Origin of the sequence: Nocardia sp. NBC_01377, assembly GCF_045040005.1 — a bacterium.
GTDB classification, from domain to species: Bacteria; Actinomycetota; Actinomycetes; order Mycobacteriales; family Mycobacteriaceae; genus Nocardia; species Nocardia noduli.
Genome location: NZ_CP109566.1, coordinates 401,274 through 418,114 on the forward strand (window position 1 = coordinate 401,274; position 16,841 = coordinate 418,114).

The window sequence follows — 16,841 nt, forward strand, 5'->3', positions numbered from 1 at the left end:
GGGCGCTCGGTGAAAGTCGTGAACGCGCTGTGGGGATCGAGGCTAACGCCACGGTCGAATATCGGATATATCCAACGACCCCCGGTTCCCGTTCGGACCGGAACGGGCCAGGACGCCGTGTCCGGTCCGTGATCGGGGATGATGGGAGCTACGCCGTGCAGGTACTCGGTCCATGGTCCGAAGCGGCGCTGGTCGACGCGCTCGCGGGCGGTAAGGCCCGCGGGCTGCACGGTGTGCGCGACGGCGGGTTCCGTGTCCCGGAATGGGTCGCGCTCGGCACCGATGTCTTCGAGCGATTCGCCGCCGACGGCGGACTGTCCGAGAAGGTGGCCGCCTTCGCCGCCGCCGAGGATTCCGAAGCCGCCATCGCCCTCGGCGAGACCGTCCGCGCCGGAATCGCCGCCGCGCCGATCCAGGATCCGGTCCTGACCCTGATCCTCGACGCGGGCGCGCGGTTCGACGGCCCGCTCGCGGTCCGGTCCTCGGTACACGCCGAGGACGGCGCCGATCACTCCTACGCGGGTCAGTTCGATTCGTACCTGAACGTGCGCGGTGCCGACGCCGTCGTCGACCGGGTCCGCGCCTGCTGGGCCTCGGCCTTCTCCGAGCGGGCGATCCGCTATGCCTTCGCCCGGGATCTGCCGCCCGCGAGCGGCCCGGCGGTGGTACTGCAACGGCTGGTGACGGCGCGGGCGAGCGGGGTGGTGTTCACCGCGAATCCGACGACGGGCGCGCTCGGCGAACTGGTGATCAGCGCGGTCTACGGTCTCGGCGAGGGGCTGGTGTCGGGCGCGGTCGACGCGGATTCGATCGTCGTGGACAAAGCCACCGGAGTCGTGCTCGACACCGTGCTGGGGGACAAGGACCGCCGTTACGCCCCCGCGGGCGAGCAGGGCTGCGAGATACGCGAGGTGGACGCGGCCGATCGCGAACGCGCGGTGCTCTCGGCCGACGAGATCGCCGAACTGACCGCTCTCGGCCGCACCGTGGAGAAGGAACGCGGCACACCCCAGGACATCGAATGGGCGATCGACGACACCGGGATCTGGCTGCTACAGGCGCGCCCGATCACCACCGTCGGCCCCGAATCCGGGGCGGCGCGCGCGGCCGAACTGCGCGGCGCGGGTGAAGCGGTCCCGGACGGCGAGACACGAATCTGGGACAACTCCAACATCATCGAGAGTTTCAGCGGTATCACCTCGCCGCTCACCTACACCACCGCGGCCGATATCTACGGCCGCGTCTACCGCGGCTACGCGAAATCCCTGCGGGTGCCGCCCGCGCAACTGCGCCAGACCGACACGTGGACCCCGGTGCTGCTCGGCTACTTCCACGGGCGCGTCTACTACAACCTGCTGCACTGGTATCGGATGGTCGGCATCGCACCCGGTTATCCCCTGAACCGCAAGGTGCTCGAGGCCGCGCTCGGTGTCGACGAGCCGCTGGCGGACGATATCGCGAAAACGCTGCGTCCCTTCACCTTCGGCAATCCGCTCGCGCGACTGCGCTCGCGCGCGGTGACCACGGTTACCTACGTGCGACAGCTCTTCGGCATCGACGCCATGGTGGAAGAGTTCACCGACGAGTTCTACCGCGTCTACGACGAGTACGACGCCTTGGACTATCGGACGCTGACCGGCGAGCAGGCCTACACCGCCTATCGCGCGGTGGACCGCGATCTGGTCGAACGCTGGGGGCCGCTGATGGTGCTCGACGCCATCCTGCTCACCTGCACCGGGTTGATGTATCTGCTGACCAAACTGTTCATGCCCAAGGCCCCGGAATGGTTCCTGTACTCGGTCGTCGGACCGGGCGCCGATGTCGAATCGGCCGAACCGGCACGCGCGATGACCGATCTGGCACGTCTGGTGCGCGCCGACTCCGAGGCGACGGCGCTGGTGAACACCACCCCGGCCGATCTCGTCTATCCGGCACTGCGGGAGTCGGGCCGGGCGGATCTGCTCGCCGCGATCGAGGACTACCTGGATCGGTACGGATATCGCAGCCTGGACGAACTGAAACTGGAGACACCCGATCTCCGCGAGGATCCGTCGAGCCTGTTCGTCATGTTGCGCAGCGCGCTGGGGCGGGTCGCCGAAGCCACCGAAGCCACCGAAGCCACCGCGCCCGCGAATCGCGAAGAGGAGGCGGACGTCTACCTCGACGCGCACCTGGGCGGTGCGCGACGCGGGATCTACGAACGCTTGCGCGCCAAGACATCCCGGTGCGCCGCGCATCGCGAGCGGTTGCGTTTCTGTCGTACCAGGGCGTTCGGCATGGTCAAACGGATGATCCGGGTGATGGGCCGCGATCTGGTCGCGCGCGGTGTCATCGATGATTTCGCCGACGTGTTCTACCTGACCAACAGCGAGCTGCGCGGGTGCTACGACGGCGCGGATTCCGAGGCGCTGCGCGGTCTGGTCGGCGCGCGCAAAGCGCAGCGCGCCCGCGACGCCGATCTGGTCGCGCCCCCGCGGTTCCGGACCGTCGGCGTCGACTTCGGCCGCGTGGCCATGGCCGAACAGGGCTGGGTGCCCGTCACCGACACCCCGGCCGCGACCGTCGGCACGGTGCTCGCCGGAACTCCGTCGGCGTCGGGGGTGGTCGAGGGCGAGGCGGTGATCGTCGACGAGCCGCGTGACGTCGCGGGCGGCATCCTGGTGGCCTACCGGACCGATCCAGGGTGGGTCGCCGCGCTGCCCTCGGCGTCGGCCCTGGTGATCGAGCGGGGAAGCCCGCTGACGCACGTGGCGATCGTGGCGCGTGAGCTGGGAGTGCCGACTGTGGTGCAGATCAAGGACGTCACGAAAAAGATACGGACCAGTATGCGAATTCGGGTCGACGGGACCAACGGAACGGTTACTGTGCTGTCCGAAGGAGACCGGCGCGATGATTCCTGAAAGCGATTTTTCTGCTGAAGATATTGCGGTAGTGCGGGATTGGCTATCGAGCCCCGCGCACGACGCGGGTATTCACCTGGCCGACGAGGCGGACGGGTGGGAACTGCGCACCTATGCCGAACTCGCGGACCAGACCTGGTCCGTCGCCGCGCTCATGCGCTCGGCCGGACTCGGCAGCGGTGACGGGGCCTGCGTCATCATGCCGACGGGGTTCCCCTGTCTCGCGGCCTTCTACGCGGTGTGGGCGTGTGGTGGCGTGTTCACTCCCGTCGCGCCGCCGATGTTCGGCGACCTCGCGCAGATCATCGCGCATATCGCGGGCATCATCACCTCGGCCCAGCCACGTCTGGTGGTGACCTCGCCGGAATTCGAATCGTTCGTGCGCGAGGCCGTGACGCAGGCAGGGCGCACCGACGAACCGCTGGTGATCGACGCGAAGGCTTTGCCGCCCGCGCCGGAACACCGTGAATTCGGCGAGCCAGACGAATGCGCGCTGTTGCAGTTCACCTCCGGGTCCACCGGGACGCCGCGCGGTGTGCGGGTGAGCTGGCGGAATCTGGCGAACAATATCGCGATGATCTCGGGCCTGATCGACTGGCGGCCCGGCGAGGCCATGGTGTCGTGGCTGCCGCTGTATCACGATATGGGCCTGGTCGGCGCGTTCCTCACCACGGTGACCAACCAGGGCGACCTCTACCTGATGCGCCCCGACCAGTTCGTCCGCGATCCGGCCCGCTGGCTGCGCGCGATGTCGCGCGCCCAGCATTCGCCCTCGCCGTCGTTCGCCCTCGGCTACGTGGCGCATCGGGTGCGTCCGGAGCAGATCGCGGACCTCGACCTGTCCGGGTGGCGCACCCTCGCGGTCGGCTCGGAACCGGTCGAGGTGGCCGATCTGCAATCCTTCGCCGAGCTGACCCGCCCGCTCGGCTTCTCCGCCTCCGCCTACACCCTCGCCTACGGACTGGCGGAGGCGACGCTCATGGTGACTTCGTCGCAGCGCGGTCAGCCGATCACCGCGCTGCGCATCGACAACCCCAATCTGCGTTTCGGGCGTCCCGTCCCGGTCCTCGAACACGCCCCGCTCGATGACGCGCACCGGGTGGAAGGCGCGGGCTGGATCACCGGACTGGGCTACTCGACCGTGGAATCGACGGTGACCGTCGTCGACGAGGAAGGCCGCCCCCTACCGGACGGCACCCTCGGCGAGTTGGTCGTGACCGGTGAATCCGTGGCGATGGGCTATTCCGGTGCGCCGAGCGCGGGGTCGTCCACCCGTATCTCCGAGGGCTCCCTCTTCTCCGGTGACGCCGGATTCCTCTATCGCGGCGAGGTTTTCGTGCTCGGCCGAATGGGGTCGAGTCTCAAGGTGCGCGGCCGTTCGGTCTTCATGGAGGACATCGAATCCCGCGTTGCCCAGGAAACCGGAATCACCAAGGGCAAACTCGCCGCCGTCGCCATCACCGATGCCGGGGCCCAGGGTGTCGCGCTGTTCGCGGAGGCCGCCGCCGGTAACTGGATCGCCGAGGCGCGCAAGGTGATTCGCGGCGAACTCGGTCCGGCGCAGACCGTCGAGATCGTCACCGGACCACGCGGCACCATCCGCCGGACCTCCAGCGGCAAACCGCGCCGACGGCATATGTGGCAGGTGTATCGCGACGGTGGTCTCGAGGGCGTGGTCGTGCATCGCCCCGACGACCACGCCCTCGACCGCGCCGACGCCGCGCCGCGCCCGGCGCTGCCCGTCGAACGCGTCGCGCGACTACTCGACAGGGCGCTGGAAAGCGTCGCCGTCCCGCCTGATTCGGCCGTGGTGTTCGAGGGATCGCTCGCCGAGGGATTCGGCAACGAGGGCTCCGACGTGGATTTCCTCGCCGTCGTCCCGGGCGACGAGGAGATGCCGACCCTGCCGACGGTGCTGTTCATCGACGGACGCCGGGTGGAGGTGCGCACCCGTTCGCAGGCGCAACTGCGGCGCCAATTCGAGCAGGTGGCGCGGCGCCCCGACGAAGATCTACTCAACCGCTGCCAGCGATTCCTGCGCGCCACGGTGATCCGTCCCGGCACGGTGGATCTGGACGCGCTGCGCGCGATCACCCCCTACCCGGAATTCACCACCCTGATCGCCGACTGGTGGTCCGCCCGTGCCGTGCAGGCGCTGCGTTTCGCGGTGGCGTTGCGCGCGTTCGGGGCGGAGGCCGAGGCGGCCGAATGGGCGCGCGACGGCCTGACCCAGGCCGTCAAGGGCTGGGCCGCGGGCCGGGGCGAGACCTACCTCGAGACCAAATGGCTTCCGCGGCAACTCGATCGGATCGGCGCGCATCCGATCGTCGACCGCTACCGCGCGCTCGTCGACCCGGCACGCGACTGGGATCAGGTGTGGGAACTCGCGACCGATCTCGGCGTGGAAGGTGTCGCCGACGACCCGCACCGGGTGATCTTCGCCCGCAGGCCCGGGGTGACCACGTGGCCGATCGGCGGCCGCGTGCACGTCCTGCGTGACGATCACGAGGTCTTCGCGCTCTCCGACGCCGCCGCGCGGGCCTGGCGTTCGGTGGTGTTCCGGCATTCGGTGCGCGACATCCTCGCCCGCCACCCCGCGATCGGCGCGGAACTGGCCGAATTCGTGCGACTCGGGTTCGTCGGTCTCGAATGGCGGCGCGGCGGCCCCGTCGAGCCCGCCCTGGCGATGTGCAAGACCACGCGCCCCTACACCCCCGTGCCGACCGCGCACGCCCCGATACTCGGGCTCACCGGCGCGGCCCGCGACGACAGCGTGATCGCCACCCTCGCGCCGCTGCCCGCCCCGCGATTCACCGAATGCGCGCTGAACCTGGTGTGGTCCAACGTGGTCCTGGAGAACGCGCGCGAGGATCTGGCCGGTGCGGTGAAGGACGCGCAGGGCGCGGTCGCCGATATCGCGGCCCATCGGCTCGTCGCCATGGGTGTGCGAGTGCTGTTGTCCGCCTACGGTATCCACCCGCTGCCCGCCGATGTGGCGCCGGTCGAGACGGTGCGCGCGATGCTGCCCGCCCACGACCCGCGTCGCGCGGAGATCCTGGCCGGGCTCGACGCCGCGCGTGGGGTGCGGTTCTCCGAACTCATCGACGTCGGTGACGACACCGTCGCCGGTCTGGCGATCCTCGACGATTTCGTCGCCGGGGTGCGCCGGGTCGCGGGCGGCTCGGACCCCGCCGCCGGATTCCCCGCCTCCTTCGATTCCCGCGAGCAGTGGCAGCGCACACTCGCCATCGGCTACGACTGGCTGCGCGTCGCCGGTTACCTGAACACCGATCTACCGTTGGACGAAGCCCGCGATCTGCTCACCACGGGCGGGCAGCAGCCGCATCTCAGGGAAGGCGAGGCCATATGACCGTGCCCGGAACCCCGGCCACCACGACCGCGGCGCAGGTCCGCCGCATCGTCGCGGCGATGGCCCCGGAGCCGCGGGCCGATCTCGCCGACGAACAGCGCCTGATCGAGGATCTCGGGTACGAATCACTGCGGCTGGTGGAACTGACCGTGGTGCTGGAGCGCACCTTCGGCCTACCGCAATACCGGCCCGAGGAATTGATCGGCGTCAGGCGGGTCGGCGAGGTCGTCACCCTGGTGACCGACAGCCTGTCCGCACAGGTGCGGCCGTGAGCGGGCGCGATACCGTCCTCGTCACGGGCGCGACCGGTCTGGTCGGCGCCGAGGTGGTCGCACGCCTGGCCGCCGCGGGCCGTCCGGTCGCGGCGGTGCTGCACAGCAATTCCGAGATCGTCCGCAACGACGGCACGATCCTGGAGGCGGGCACCGCGGTGGCCGGTGACATCCGAGCCCCCGGATTCGGGATGTCGTCGCGCGACACCGAGGATCTCGCCGAGCGCGTCGGCATCATCGTGCACTCGGCGGCGACCACCGCGTTCGACGCGCCGCCCAGCTCCTACGAGGAACTCAACGTGCGCGGCACCGCGCATGCCATCGAACTGGCCACAGAGTGGGACGTGCCGCTCGTCCACGTCAGCACCGCCTACGTCTGCGGAATGCGCGGCGGCACCGTCACCGAGGACGCGCCCGAGGCGGGCGGGACCTTCGGAAACCGCTACGAGGAGAGCAAGTTCCGCGCCGAGGAATTGGTGCGCGCGGCGGGCGGACGTGGACTCGACTGGGCGATCGTGCGACCGGGCATCGTCACCGGTGACGCCACCACGGGCGCCATCCGCGAATACAAGAATCTCTACACCGTCGTGAAACTCATGGTCGAAGGCAAATTGCGGACGTTACCCGGCCGCTACGACGCGACCCTGTCGCTGGCGCCGGTCGATCACGTCGCCGATGTGATCGCCGCCGCGGTACTGGATTTCGAATCCGCGGTCGGCCGCACCATGCACGCCGTCGGCGCGGACACGCTCTCACTGCGCGAAATCTCCGACGTACTCGCGGAATACCCCTCCTTCGACGTGGCGACCTTCGTCCCGTCGGCGACCTTCGACGAGGCCGATCTCGATCCGATCGAACGCGAGTACTACCGCCGCATCGGCTCGCTCTACGCCAGCTATTTCACGCGGCGCCTGAACTTCGACACCTCCCGCGCGCGCATCATGCTCGGCAGGCCGTCACCGCCCACCGGCAAGGAATATCTGCGGCTGCTGCTCGACTACTGCCTGGAAACCGGCTATCTGGGGATGCCGCTGCCTACCATCGAAGATGTGCTGGCAGCCAACGACGTCGGCGGTGCCACGTGACGCCGGGGGCGCTGCGGACGGTGCTGTCGCGGCTCACGCCGTCACCGGACAAGGTCGAGGCCTATATCGGTGACACCTACGTCCTGGAATCGGTCGAGCATCTGAGCAGACTCGGCCTCGACCCCGCGGCCTTCTCCCGACGGCATTCGCTGCTGCTGCTCAAACCCGACGCGATCGTCGCCCGTGCCGTCGAACCGACGCTGGAGTGGCTGAGCGCCAACGGATTCGGGGTCGTCGCGGCATATCGTGTTCCGGTCGACCGGCATCTGGCCCGCGCCCTGTGGTACTTCGCGTGGAATATCGCGTCACCGGAACGCCGCCGCCTGGCCGATCTGCTGGTCGACATCTCCGACGCGCTGGTACTCGTCGTATCCGGCGCCGACGGTGAACTGCCGCTGCCGGTGCGCCTCACCGAGGCCAAGGGCGCGACCGATCCGCGCAAACGTCGCCCCGGTGAACTCCGGCACCTGCTCGGACTGCACAACTACCTGCTGAATCTGGTGCATTCCCCCGACGATCCCGCCGATGTCCTGCGCGAACTCGCCATCTACTTCGACGAGCCGACCCGCGCCGAACTGCTGACGGGGCTCGGCACCGACGGCGATACCCACGCCGAGGCGAGACGGATCGCGGCCGAGCTGTACGCGGCCACCCCCTCGGGAAGTTTCGACCGGTCGTCGGCGCTGGCGCGGATCGCACGCGATCTCGGCGTCGAGGAGCCGAGCGCCGACGAGGACTGCGCGCGGCTGCTGTATTCCGCGTGGGACGCGGGCGCCGACCTCGATCCGTGGTCGGTGATCGTGCTCGGCTCCTACGTGCTGCCCATGCGGTCGGGAGCGCAGTCGCAGACCCTGCGGCCGGTGGCCGCGAACGACTGGTTGGAGGCTCGACCATGACGTACACCGCTGCCGTCGCGGCAACCCATGACCGCACCATCTCGCGGGTGCTCGCGCACCGCTGCGCGGTCGCCGAGGTGTTCGTCACCTCGATGCACGCGGTCGCCGACGACGAATTCGTGGTGGGAGCCCAACTGCCCAGAATGCACGCCTATTACGGCGATCATTCCGGCGCGCTCGCCCTGCGTCACGATCCGCTGCTGGTGATGGAGGCGGCGAGGCAGGCCGCCATCGCGCTCACGCACGAGTACTACGGTGTGCCGACCGAGGCGGCCTTCCTGGTGCGCACCTTCAACGCGACCGGGTCCGACACCGCCGCGTGGGAGGTCGGCATCGCGCCCGCCGACCTGGTGATGACGGTGCGGGTCCCGCGAGAACACCGTCGCGGCGAGGTACTGCACGGCCTCGACATGGTGCTCGATATCGCCTGCGGTGACACACCGATGGCGACCGTCGACGGGTCCTTCTCCTGGACCACCGCGAACCACTGGGCGGCCCTGCGCACCGGTTTCCGGGACAGTCTCGGCCTGGGACCGTTCGTCGGCGCGTCGGCACTGGGGGAGCGCGCCCCCGCCGCCCTGGTGGGCCGCGAGAACTGGCGCAATGTCGTCATCGGCCCGCCGGAGATCGACGGCGACCGGGCGATCGCCCAGGTGGTCGCCGACCTCGCCCATCCGTTCCTGTTCGACCATCAGCTCGACCACGTGCCGGGCAGCCTGCTCATCGAGGCCGCGAGGCAGACCGCGCTCAGTATGGTGCTCGAGGAAACGCCGAAGCTGGTCTGCGTGGCGAGCGCGTTCGACCAGTTCGTCGAACTGGACCGGCCCGTGCACTGCCACGCCGAGATCACCGACTCCGGGGTGGAAGCGACCGTGGTGCGGTGCGAGATCCGCCAGGCCGCGACGGTGGCGGCCCGCATCGATCTCGAATTCGCCGAGGAAGAACTCGTGCCCGACGAGGCGGGCGGATGAACGGTCTCGAACTGCTGACCACCACCAGGGCGTTCCGGCGCAGGCTCGACCTGACCCGTCCGGTGGATCGCCGGTATCTGCTGGCCTGCCTCGATATCGCGGTGCACGCGCCCAGCGGCACCAACCGCCAGCCGTGGCGTTTCGTGGTGGTTCAGGATCCCGCCGTCAAACAGCAGATCGCCGAGTACTACCGAAAAGGTTTCGCCGCATACCTTTCCGCCCGCACACCCCGCCCCGACCAGCTGGCCGACCTGGCCTCCGGCAGCTATCTGGCCGACCACCTGCACGAGGTGCCCGCGCTGGTCGTGGTCTGCTCACTCGGCCGCCCGCCCGCCGACCCGTCCACGCTGCGCGGCGCGAGCTACTACGGGTCGATCTACCCGGCGGTGTGGAATCTGCTGCTCGCCCTGCACGAACGCGGCCTCGGCGCGACGATGACCACCGCGCACCTGGCCTACGAACGCGAGATCGCCGACCTGCTCGCCATTCCGTTCGACGAGGTCGCCCAGGTCGCGATGCTCCCGGTCGCCCATCTGCGCCCCGGCCCCGCGGCCCCGCCCGCCCGCCGCACCCCGGCCGCCGAACTCACCAGCTGGGACATATGGACCCTGTGACACCGTCCGCGACCGGAACAGCCCCGTCCCATGGACCCTGGGAATCCGTGCTGCGCCTGGCCCGGTTCACGAAGGTGATGTACAAGCCGCACTACCTGCTGTACGGCATCCTGTGGGTGCTGGCGCTGGAAGGCACCGCGGCGCTGGTGTCGCGGCCCGAGCGGTCCTGGCATCCCACCGGCGCGACGGTTCTGCGTATCGCGATCGTCGCCGTCGTCCTGCTCTACCTGCGCATGGTCGACGAGCAGAAGGATCTCGAATACGACCGCGTCCACAATCCGGACCGGCCGCTGGTCACGGGGGCCGTCAGCGCCGGTGAGCTGCGGGCGGGGATGGCCGTGATCGCCGTCGTGTCCGTCGCCGCCGGTGCCGTGCTGTCGGCGTTGTCCGCGCTCATGATCGCCGCCGTACTGGCCTACGGGCTGCTCCTGTGGGCGCTGGAACGGCTTTCGGACCCGGTGCGCACGAATATCCTGCTGAACCTCGTCGTCACCTACCCGGTCCAACTACTCGTCACCGCCTACATCGTGCTGTCGGCCGTCGACACCGGCGAGGTCGCGGCCCGCTGGCGATCCGCCGCCGTCGCCGTGATCTTCGCGGGAGCGTTCCTGCAATTCGAATTCGCCCGCAAGACCGCCCGCACCGAGCGGCCCGGCGAACTCCTCTACTCCAACCCCCTCGGCGCACGGGGCAGTACCGTCGCGTCCGTCCTGTTCGCCGCCGTCGCGGTGGCCACCGACCTCGCACTGGTGCGCCCCTGGGACCACGCCCCGGCCGAAGCCGCGCTCGCCTGGATCCCCGCCGCGCTCTTACCGATTCCCGCCGCCACCGCGGCGAAATTCCTCCGCTCGGACGACCCGGACTACCCCGTCGTCCCCGCCGTCCTGTTCATCCTCGCCCTCTACCTCACCCTGATCACCCAGGCCCTCCTCCTGACGGGAAACTAGGTCAGGCGGGCCTCGAGGATGTTGTCGGGGGAAATCGTCGGGACGCAGCGCTCGAGCGTGAAACCCGCGTGGGCGAGCAGATCCCGGTATTCGGATTCGGTGCGTTCGCGGCCGCCGGTGTTGATGAGCATCTCGAGGTCGATGTACTTGCCGGGGTGCGGCCTGGTGTTCTCGGGCAGGACGAGTTCGACGAGCAGCAGCCGGGAATCCCGGGTCATGGCCGTGCGCAGTACCCGCAGGATCTGGCCGATCTGCTCCTCGTCCCAGTCGTGCACGATGTGTTTGAGCAGGTAGGCGTCTCCGCCCGGGGGTACCCGGTCGAAGAACGAGCCGCTCTCGACGACGCACCGATCGGCCACACCCAATTCCGCGAGCGTGGCGGGGGCCTTCGCGACCACCTCGGGCAGATCGAACAGGATGCCGCGGGATCGCGGTGCGCCACGCAGGATCTCACCGAGCAGCAGGCCCTCGCCGCCGCCGACGTCGACCACGGTGCCGAAGCGGCCGAAATCGTAGGAGGCGAGCAACGGTCCCATGGTCAGGGTGCTGATGCTGGTCATCGCACGATCGAAGATCTCGCCGGTCTCGCGGTCGTCGGCGACGTATTCGAAGAACGGTTTGCCGTCGATCTTCGCGCCGACCGCTTCACCGGTGCGCACCGCTTCGGTGATGTGGGTCCAGTGCCTGCGGTGCAACTCGGAACCGAAGAACAGCACCGCGTCCCGCAGCGAGACCTCGCTGTCGGCACACAGCGGACGGGCCAGCGCGGTCAACGCGTAGCGGCCGCGCGCATCCCTGGTGAAGATGCCGTGGCTGATCAGCAACCGCATCAGCCGGTGCACCGCGTCCTCCTGCGCGCCCACCGCGCGCGCCAATTGCCTGCCGGTGCGCGGACCCTCGGCCAGCGCGTCGGCGATCCCCAGATTCGCGGCCGCGTAGAGGGCCTGGGTGAGCCAGCCCGCCGCGATCACCTCCATGAGCGCGATCGGGCCCGGCACGAGTTTGCGATGCAGAACCGTCAACGTGTGGCGAACGAAATCGACGGCGCGCACGAGCGGCATGGGTGGTTGTCCGATTCGGATCATGGTGACTCCATCCGTCCTACGGAGACAGCGGTCACCAGGCAGCGTACGTCTCCCGGGCCTGTGGTCAGGGCTTTTACCCGAGACGGCGAGCCGCGCCCACCCCGATCCGGTCCCCGGCAGGTTCGCGACCACACGACGAAGTACATAACGGTTGGGCCGCTATCGGGATGGGGGAGCAGAAGATTGGGAAAGTAGAGATATCGCGCCATGCGAGCGGAATGAGGTGCCCCATGAACACGTTGGTGTGCGGCGATTGCTGGCGACAGGAGAATCTGACCTTCAAGCAGCGATTGGACCCGGCATTCATCCGGCCGGGATACCGATACCTGTGTGCCGAACACGTGGCATTGCAGGCAGAGTTGCTGGGCCATCCGGGAATAGGGAGGTCGGCGGCCTAGCTTGTCACCGGACTCGATCGTCGTCTGCCGGGTGGCGGGTGGCGGGCGAGATCGAGTCCGGGTCGAGAGTTCTCCGCTGATCGACAGCTCGAAGCACGAACACGACGGCCCGCCCCGGTGCTGTCCGCCGGGGGCCACGGGCGCTGTCGTCGCGTGTCGGTTGTCGCTGTCTGCTCGGTCGGTCGGCCTGCGGGCGAGTGGATGCGGTGGCGAGTAGTTCTGCCCGGGGTGCGCGGAGGCTGAGGTCGGCCTGCCCGGTCTTGCGGGATTCGAGCCGGATCTGCAGTCGTCGGCACTGTCGGACATTCAGGAGAATCAATACACGGTCCGCCACGTGATGATACCGAGCCGGCCGATCCGCTTACCGATGGATTGCTCACAGTTCGAGCGAGAATCGAGACTCGATCGGCTCGAACCAGGTGTTCCGGCTGATTGGAAACAATATCGGCGCGACAGTGATCATTTCGGGGTGCTCGAATCCTGAGCCGGAAACGAGCACTTGTTATCGGGCGAGCTGGATCGTCGTGTTCATAGCCCTGTCGGGAGTCTGCCTCGGAGTGGCGGGCAACAAACACGCGCGCTGGTTCGGGATCGCGGCGACGACATCGTTCACGCTGATATTCCAGCCGTACTTCGTGGCGGATGATTCTGCTGGTCAGGCCGCTGGAAGTGGAGCGAGCGACCACCGCGTGATCAGGTTGTGTTTGTGTGGGACACAACTGAATTGGAGGGGGCCGCGCTCGATGGCGTAGCCGTTGAGCAGTGGCGGGGACAGTTCGAGGAGTTCACTGTCGGGCGGGGGTCGGCTGGACCTCGCCGTGGAGATGATCCGCGGGAAGCGGCATAGTGGTTGGCGGTGACCGGGGATTCGTCGTTGGTCGGCAATCTTTCCGGCCGACACTCGATTGTTCTGGCGACTTTTCAGCAATCTGCCCGTAGTTTGGTGTTTTGCCTTGCAGTCGCAGCGGCGGTGGAACAGACGAACAGGAGAGTCGGCAGATCGTGACAGTAGTCAGTGCGGACAAACCTTTGGAGATGGCCGAGTTGCCAACCGGTGCAGCGCAGATCATTGCTCTGTGTAATCAGAAAGGCGGCGTGGGTAAGACCACCTCTACCGTCAATCTCGGTGCCGCGCTGGCGGAACAGGGCTGGCGGGTATTGCTGGTCGATCTGGATCCGCAAGGCGCGCTGTCCGCCGGTCTCGGTGTGGTTCACCATGCTTTGACTTCGACGGTGTACGACCTGCTCGTAGGGCCGAAGACACTGGTGGACGAGGTGTTGATGAAGACTTGCGTCGACAATGTGGATCTACTACCGAGCAATATCGATCTATCCGCGGCGGAGATTCAGCTGGTCAACGAGGTTGCGCGGGAGCAGACGCTGGGGCGGGTGCTCGGGCCGCTCCGGGAACGCTACGACTACATCCTCATCGATTGCCAGCCCGCATTGAGTTTGCTCACCGTGAACGCGCTTGCCTGCGCGGACGGTGTGATCATCCCGACGGAGTGCGAGTTCTTCGCGCTTCGCGGACTCGCGTTGCTCACGGACACCATGGGCAAGGTTCGCGACCGGCTGAACCCGCAACTGAGCCTGCTCGGCATCGTGATCACGATGTACGATCCGCGCCTGCTGCACGCACGTCAGGTGCTGGCGCGTATCGCCGAGGTCTTCGGTGACCGGGTCTACGACACGATGATCTCGCGGACCGTTCGCTTCCCCGACGCCAGCATCGCAGGCGAGCCCATCACCGCGTGGGCCCCCACATCCCGAGGCGCCGAACAGTATCGGGCGCTGGCACAAGAGGTCATCCAACAATCGGCCGAGGTCGCGATCATTCGTGGATTCGTTGTGCCGTAGGACTATTCGCCCGGGCGGACCGAATCGTTCGCCCTGGCGCGCTCGCGTTCGGCCGCGGTGGCGAGGTAGTCGCCGAGTTCGCGGCGCAGCGTGACGTCGAGTGATCGGGCCAGGGTGCTGTGGACCGAGGCGACGGCGAGTTCGCGCATCTTCTCCAGCATCGTCGTGGTGTCGGCGATCTCGGTGCTGGTCTCGGGGAGCCAGCCGGGACCGTGCTCGTCGACGATGTGTTCCTTGGCGGCCGTGATCAGGATGCCGGTGATGTCGTCGATGCGGTCGGCGACCTTGGCGTAGATCTCGATGAGGGTGCGCAGTTCCAGGCCGTATTCGTGCAGTTCGGCGAACGAGGCCAGCAGTTGGGTGTCGGTGAAGGTGACCGTGTCGCCGTCGATCCGAACCAGTTTCATCTCGCACAGACGCTGGACCAGTTCGTCGGAATCGGTGCCGAGGATGGTGCCGATCAGTTCGCGGGAGACCTCGAAGGTCTCCTCCGGCGCCCACGGCGCGGTGACGGCGTGCTGGAGGCCGAGGATTTCGCTGAGATCCTTGCCGGTCTCCCAGCTGGTGATGAAGTCGCCGATATGCGCGGTGGTGAAGCCGCGCTGCAACAGGGCATCGATCAGGCGCAGCCGTTCGAGATGGACATCGCCGTAGATGCTCGCGCGACCGTCCTTGCCCACCGGGGGCGGCAACAACCCGCGCTCCTGGTAGGCGCGCACGTTGCGCGTGGTGGTACCCGCGGCACGAGCCAGATCGTCGATCCGGTACTCCACCGGCGCATTCACCTCCTCGCACCTGTCCGGCTCCGGTCCCGCGGCCGGGTGACTCGATCCTCGAAGGACCGAGTCTATCGTCCCGGCCGCGGGCCTCCGGCATACGGCGAATCGTGGTCGTTCACGAAACGACGGCGACTCAGGAAACCGCGGCGATCGGTCGCCGTGGACTCGTCTCGGACGGCACCACGTGGTAGTCGTCCAGGTTCAGCGCGCGCAACTGGCCGACGTACTGGGTCGCGAAACCCGGGTACATGGTCGCGTTGAAACCGTCTTCGGTGAGATACCAACTGCGACAGCCCGAATTCCAGGTGGTGCCGGTGAGCCTGCGCTGGATCGCGGCGTTGTAGCGGTCCTGACGCTCACGGCGCACGTCGAGCAGGCGGAGATTCCGATCGAGGACGGTGCCGATCGCGCCGACCAGGTAGTCGATCTGGGCTTCCATGTACACCAGCGCCGAATTGTGGCCCGGACCCGAATTCGGGCCGAAGGTGAAATACAGATTCGGGTACCCCGAGACCGCGACGCTCTTGTACGCGTAGGCGCCACCGGACCATTCATCGGCCAGTACCCGCCCGTCGCGCCCGACCACCGGAATCGGCGTCCCGGTCTTGGACACGTCGAATCCGGTGGCGAAGACCAGGCAGTCGGCCCGGTGTTCGATGCCCTCGGCGGTGCGGATGCCCTGTTCGCTGATGCGGGCGATGGGCCAGGTGATCAGTGCGCAGTTGTCGCGTTGTAGCGCGGGGTAGTAGTCGTCGGTCATCAGCAGACGTTTACAGCCCGCCCGGAAATCCGGGGTGAGCTGACGCCGCAGCCACGGGTCCTTCACCTGCCTCCGCAATTGCGCCCTGCCGACCATTTCGACGACCCGGGTCAGCGGCGTGTTCCACACCACGCCGAGCGCCACCGATTCGTGCCCGTAGAACCACAGCTGCCTGGACAGGGTTTCGGCCCCCGGCACATGCCGGTACAGCTGTTTGGCGAGCGGAGTGGTCCGCCGGTTGACCCGAGGCAGCACCCACCCCGGCGTCCGCTGGAACACCGTGACCGACGCGGCCTTCTTCACCAGTTCCGGGATGATCTGCACCGCACTGGCGCCGGTGCCGACGACCGCGACGCGTTTGCCGGTGAAGTCGTAGTCGTGATCCCAGCGGGCGCTGTGGATCATGTGCCCGGTGAACGTCTCGATCCCACGGATCGGCGGCAGACTCGCGTTGGCGAGCGGCCCCGACGCGAGGACCACGGTCCGCGCTCGCACCGGGTCGACGCCGCCTTCGACGCTCACCTCCCACAGCCCGGCCGATTCGTCGAACACGATCCCGGTGACATTGTGCGCGAACCGGAAATGACGGTGCAGCCCGAATTCGGCGGCCATCGACTCGATATAGCCGAGGATCTCCTCGCTGCCCGAATAGGTGTGCGACCAGTCGGGATTCGGCGCGAAACTGTAGGAGTACAGCCGCGAGGGGATATCGCAGGCAGCGCCGGGATAGGTGTTGTCGCGCCAGGTGCCGCCGATCGCGGTGCCGCGTTCGAAGATCGCGAAATTCTCGATGCCGCGCTGTTTCAAACGGATCGCGGTGCCGATCCCCGCGAATCCGCCGCCGATGACGGCGACATCGAGTGTCCCCGCTTCGGGAACTACCGCCGCGCTCGCCACGGTGGTCTCC

At 68.0% G+C, this 16,841-nt stretch carries 13 protein-coding genes; 10 read left to right on the plus strand and 3 right to left on the minus strand.

The features are described 5' to 3' along the window. The first annotated feature begins 128 nt into the window (after positions 1-128). From OG225_RS01785 to OG225_RS01820, 8 genes are read left to right on the plus strand one after another with little or no spacing between them, the layout of a single operon-like run. A complete protein-coding gene (locus OG225_RS01785; protein ID WP_405180127.1) occupies positions 129-2,900 on the plus strand; it encodes a phosphoenolpyruvate synthase in 2,772 nt (923 codons plus the stop codon). A 31-nt stretch (positions 2,901-2,931) separates the two neighbouring features. Beyond that, positions 2,932-6,270: an AMP-binding protein gene (locus tag OG225_RS01790; protein ID WP_405180128.1), complete on the plus strand. Its 3,339-nt coding sequence runs from the start codon at positions 2,932-2,934 to the stop codon at positions 6,268-6,270. Further along, a complete protein-coding gene (locus OG225_RS01795; protein ID WP_405180129.1) occupies positions 6,267-6,542 on the plus strand; it encodes an acyl carrier protein in 276 nt (91 codons plus the stop codon). The genes OG225_RS01790 and OG225_RS01795 overlap by 4 nt, the downstream gene beginning before the upstream one ends. Further along, the gene (locus tag OG225_RS01800; protein ID WP_405180130.1) at positions 6,539-7,627 is read left to right on the plus strand and encodes an SDR family oxidoreductase; all 1,089 of its coding nucleotides are present in this window, start codon (positions 6,539-6,541) and stop codon (positions 7,625-7,627) included. The genes OG225_RS01795 and OG225_RS01800 overlap by 4 nt, the downstream gene beginning before the upstream one ends. Then, positions 7,624-8,523, plus strand: coding sequence for a nucleoside-diphosphate kinase (locus OG225_RS01805; protein WP_405180131.1), 900 nt, complete (start codon positions 7,624-7,626; stop codon positions 8,521-8,523). The genes OG225_RS01800 and OG225_RS01805 overlap by 4 nt, the downstream gene beginning before the upstream one ends. Next, positions 8,520-9,494: a ScbA/BarX family gamma-butyrolactone biosynthesis protein gene (locus OG225_RS01810; RefSeq protein ID WP_405180132.1), complete on the plus strand. Its 975-nt coding sequence runs from the start codon at positions 8,520-8,522 to the stop codon at positions 9,492-9,494. Before OG225_RS01805 ends, OG225_RS01810 begins: the two co-directional genes overlap by 4 nt. Next, complete coding sequence (locus tag OG225_RS01815; protein ID WP_405180133.1) at positions 9,491-10,108, plus strand: nitroreductase family protein; 618 nt, start codon at positions 9,491-9,493, stop codon at positions 10,106-10,108. The genes OG225_RS01810 and OG225_RS01815 overlap by 4 nt, the downstream gene beginning before the upstream one ends. 47 nt (positions 10,109-10,155) lie before the next feature. Further along, positions 10,156-11,055: a hypothetical protein gene (locus OG225_RS01820; protein WP_405180134.1), complete on the plus strand. Its 900-nt coding sequence runs from the start codon at positions 10,156-10,158 to the stop codon at positions 11,053-11,055. Here the strand turns inward: OG225_RS01820 and OG225_RS01825 are convergent. Further along, positions 11,052-12,140 (minus strand): methyltransferase, encoded by a 1,089-nt coding sequence (locus OG225_RS01825; protein ID WP_405180135.1) that lies wholly within the window; start codon positions 12,138-12,140, stop codon positions 11,052-11,054. The genes OG225_RS01820 and OG225_RS01825 overlap by 4 nt on opposite strands. Before the next feature lie 230 nt (positions 12,141-12,370). Here OG225_RS01825 and OG225_RS01830 point away from each other — a divergent pair, with 230 nt between their 5' ends. Together OG225_RS01830 and OG225_RS01835 are read left to right on the plus strand one after the other, a co-directional pair. Then, positions 12,371-12,538 (plus strand): hypothetical protein, encoded by a 168-nt coding sequence (locus OG225_RS01830; protein ID WP_157978344.1) that lies wholly within the window; start codon positions 12,371-12,373, stop codon positions 12,536-12,538. Between the two features lie 999 nt (positions 12,539-13,537). Further along, on the plus strand, positions 13,538-14,395 hold the full coding sequence (locus OG225_RS01835) for a ParA family protein (RefSeq protein WP_405183157.1): 858 nt from the start codon (positions 13,538-13,540) through the stop codon (positions 14,393-14,395). A gap of 2 nt (positions 14,396-14,397) precedes the next feature. On the opposite strand, the gene OG225_RS01840 is transcribed toward OG225_RS01835, so the two are convergent. Beyond that, positions 14,398-15,180, minus strand: a complete 783-nt coding sequence (locus tag OG225_RS01840; protein ID WP_232839546.1) for a MerR family transcriptional regulator — start codon at positions 15,178-15,180, stop codon at positions 14,398-14,400. A 127-nt stretch (positions 15,181-15,307) separates the two neighbouring features. Next, a complete protein-coding gene (locus OG225_RS01845; RefSeq protein ID WP_405183158.1) occupies positions 15,308-16,831 on the minus strand; it encodes a flavin-containing monooxygenase in 1,524 nt (507 codons plus the stop codon). Positions 16,832-16,841: the final 10 nt, after the last annotated feature.

Bases quoted from the DNA above. Each gene is read 5' to 3' on its own strand.
- OG225_RS01795 (WP_405180129.1), top strand. From the start codon at position 6,267: ATGACCGTGCCCGGAACCCCGGCCACCACGACCGCGGCGCAGGTCCGC.
- OG225_RS01810 (WP_405180132.1), top strand. From the start codon at position 8,520: ATGACGTACACCGCTGCCGTCGCGGCAACCCATGACCGCACCATCTCG.
- OG225_RS01815 (WP_405180133.1), top strand. From the start codon at position 9,491: ATGAACGGTCTCGAACTGCTGACCACCACCAGGGCGTTCCGGCGCAGG.
- OG225_RS01825 (WP_405180135.1), bottom strand. From the start codon at position 12,140: ATGATCCGAATCGGACAACCACCCATGCCGCTCGTGCGCGCCGTCGAT.
- OG225_RS01830 (WP_157978344.1), top strand. From the start codon at position 12,371: ATGAACACGTTGGTGTGCGGCGATTGCTGGCGACAGGAGAATCTGACC.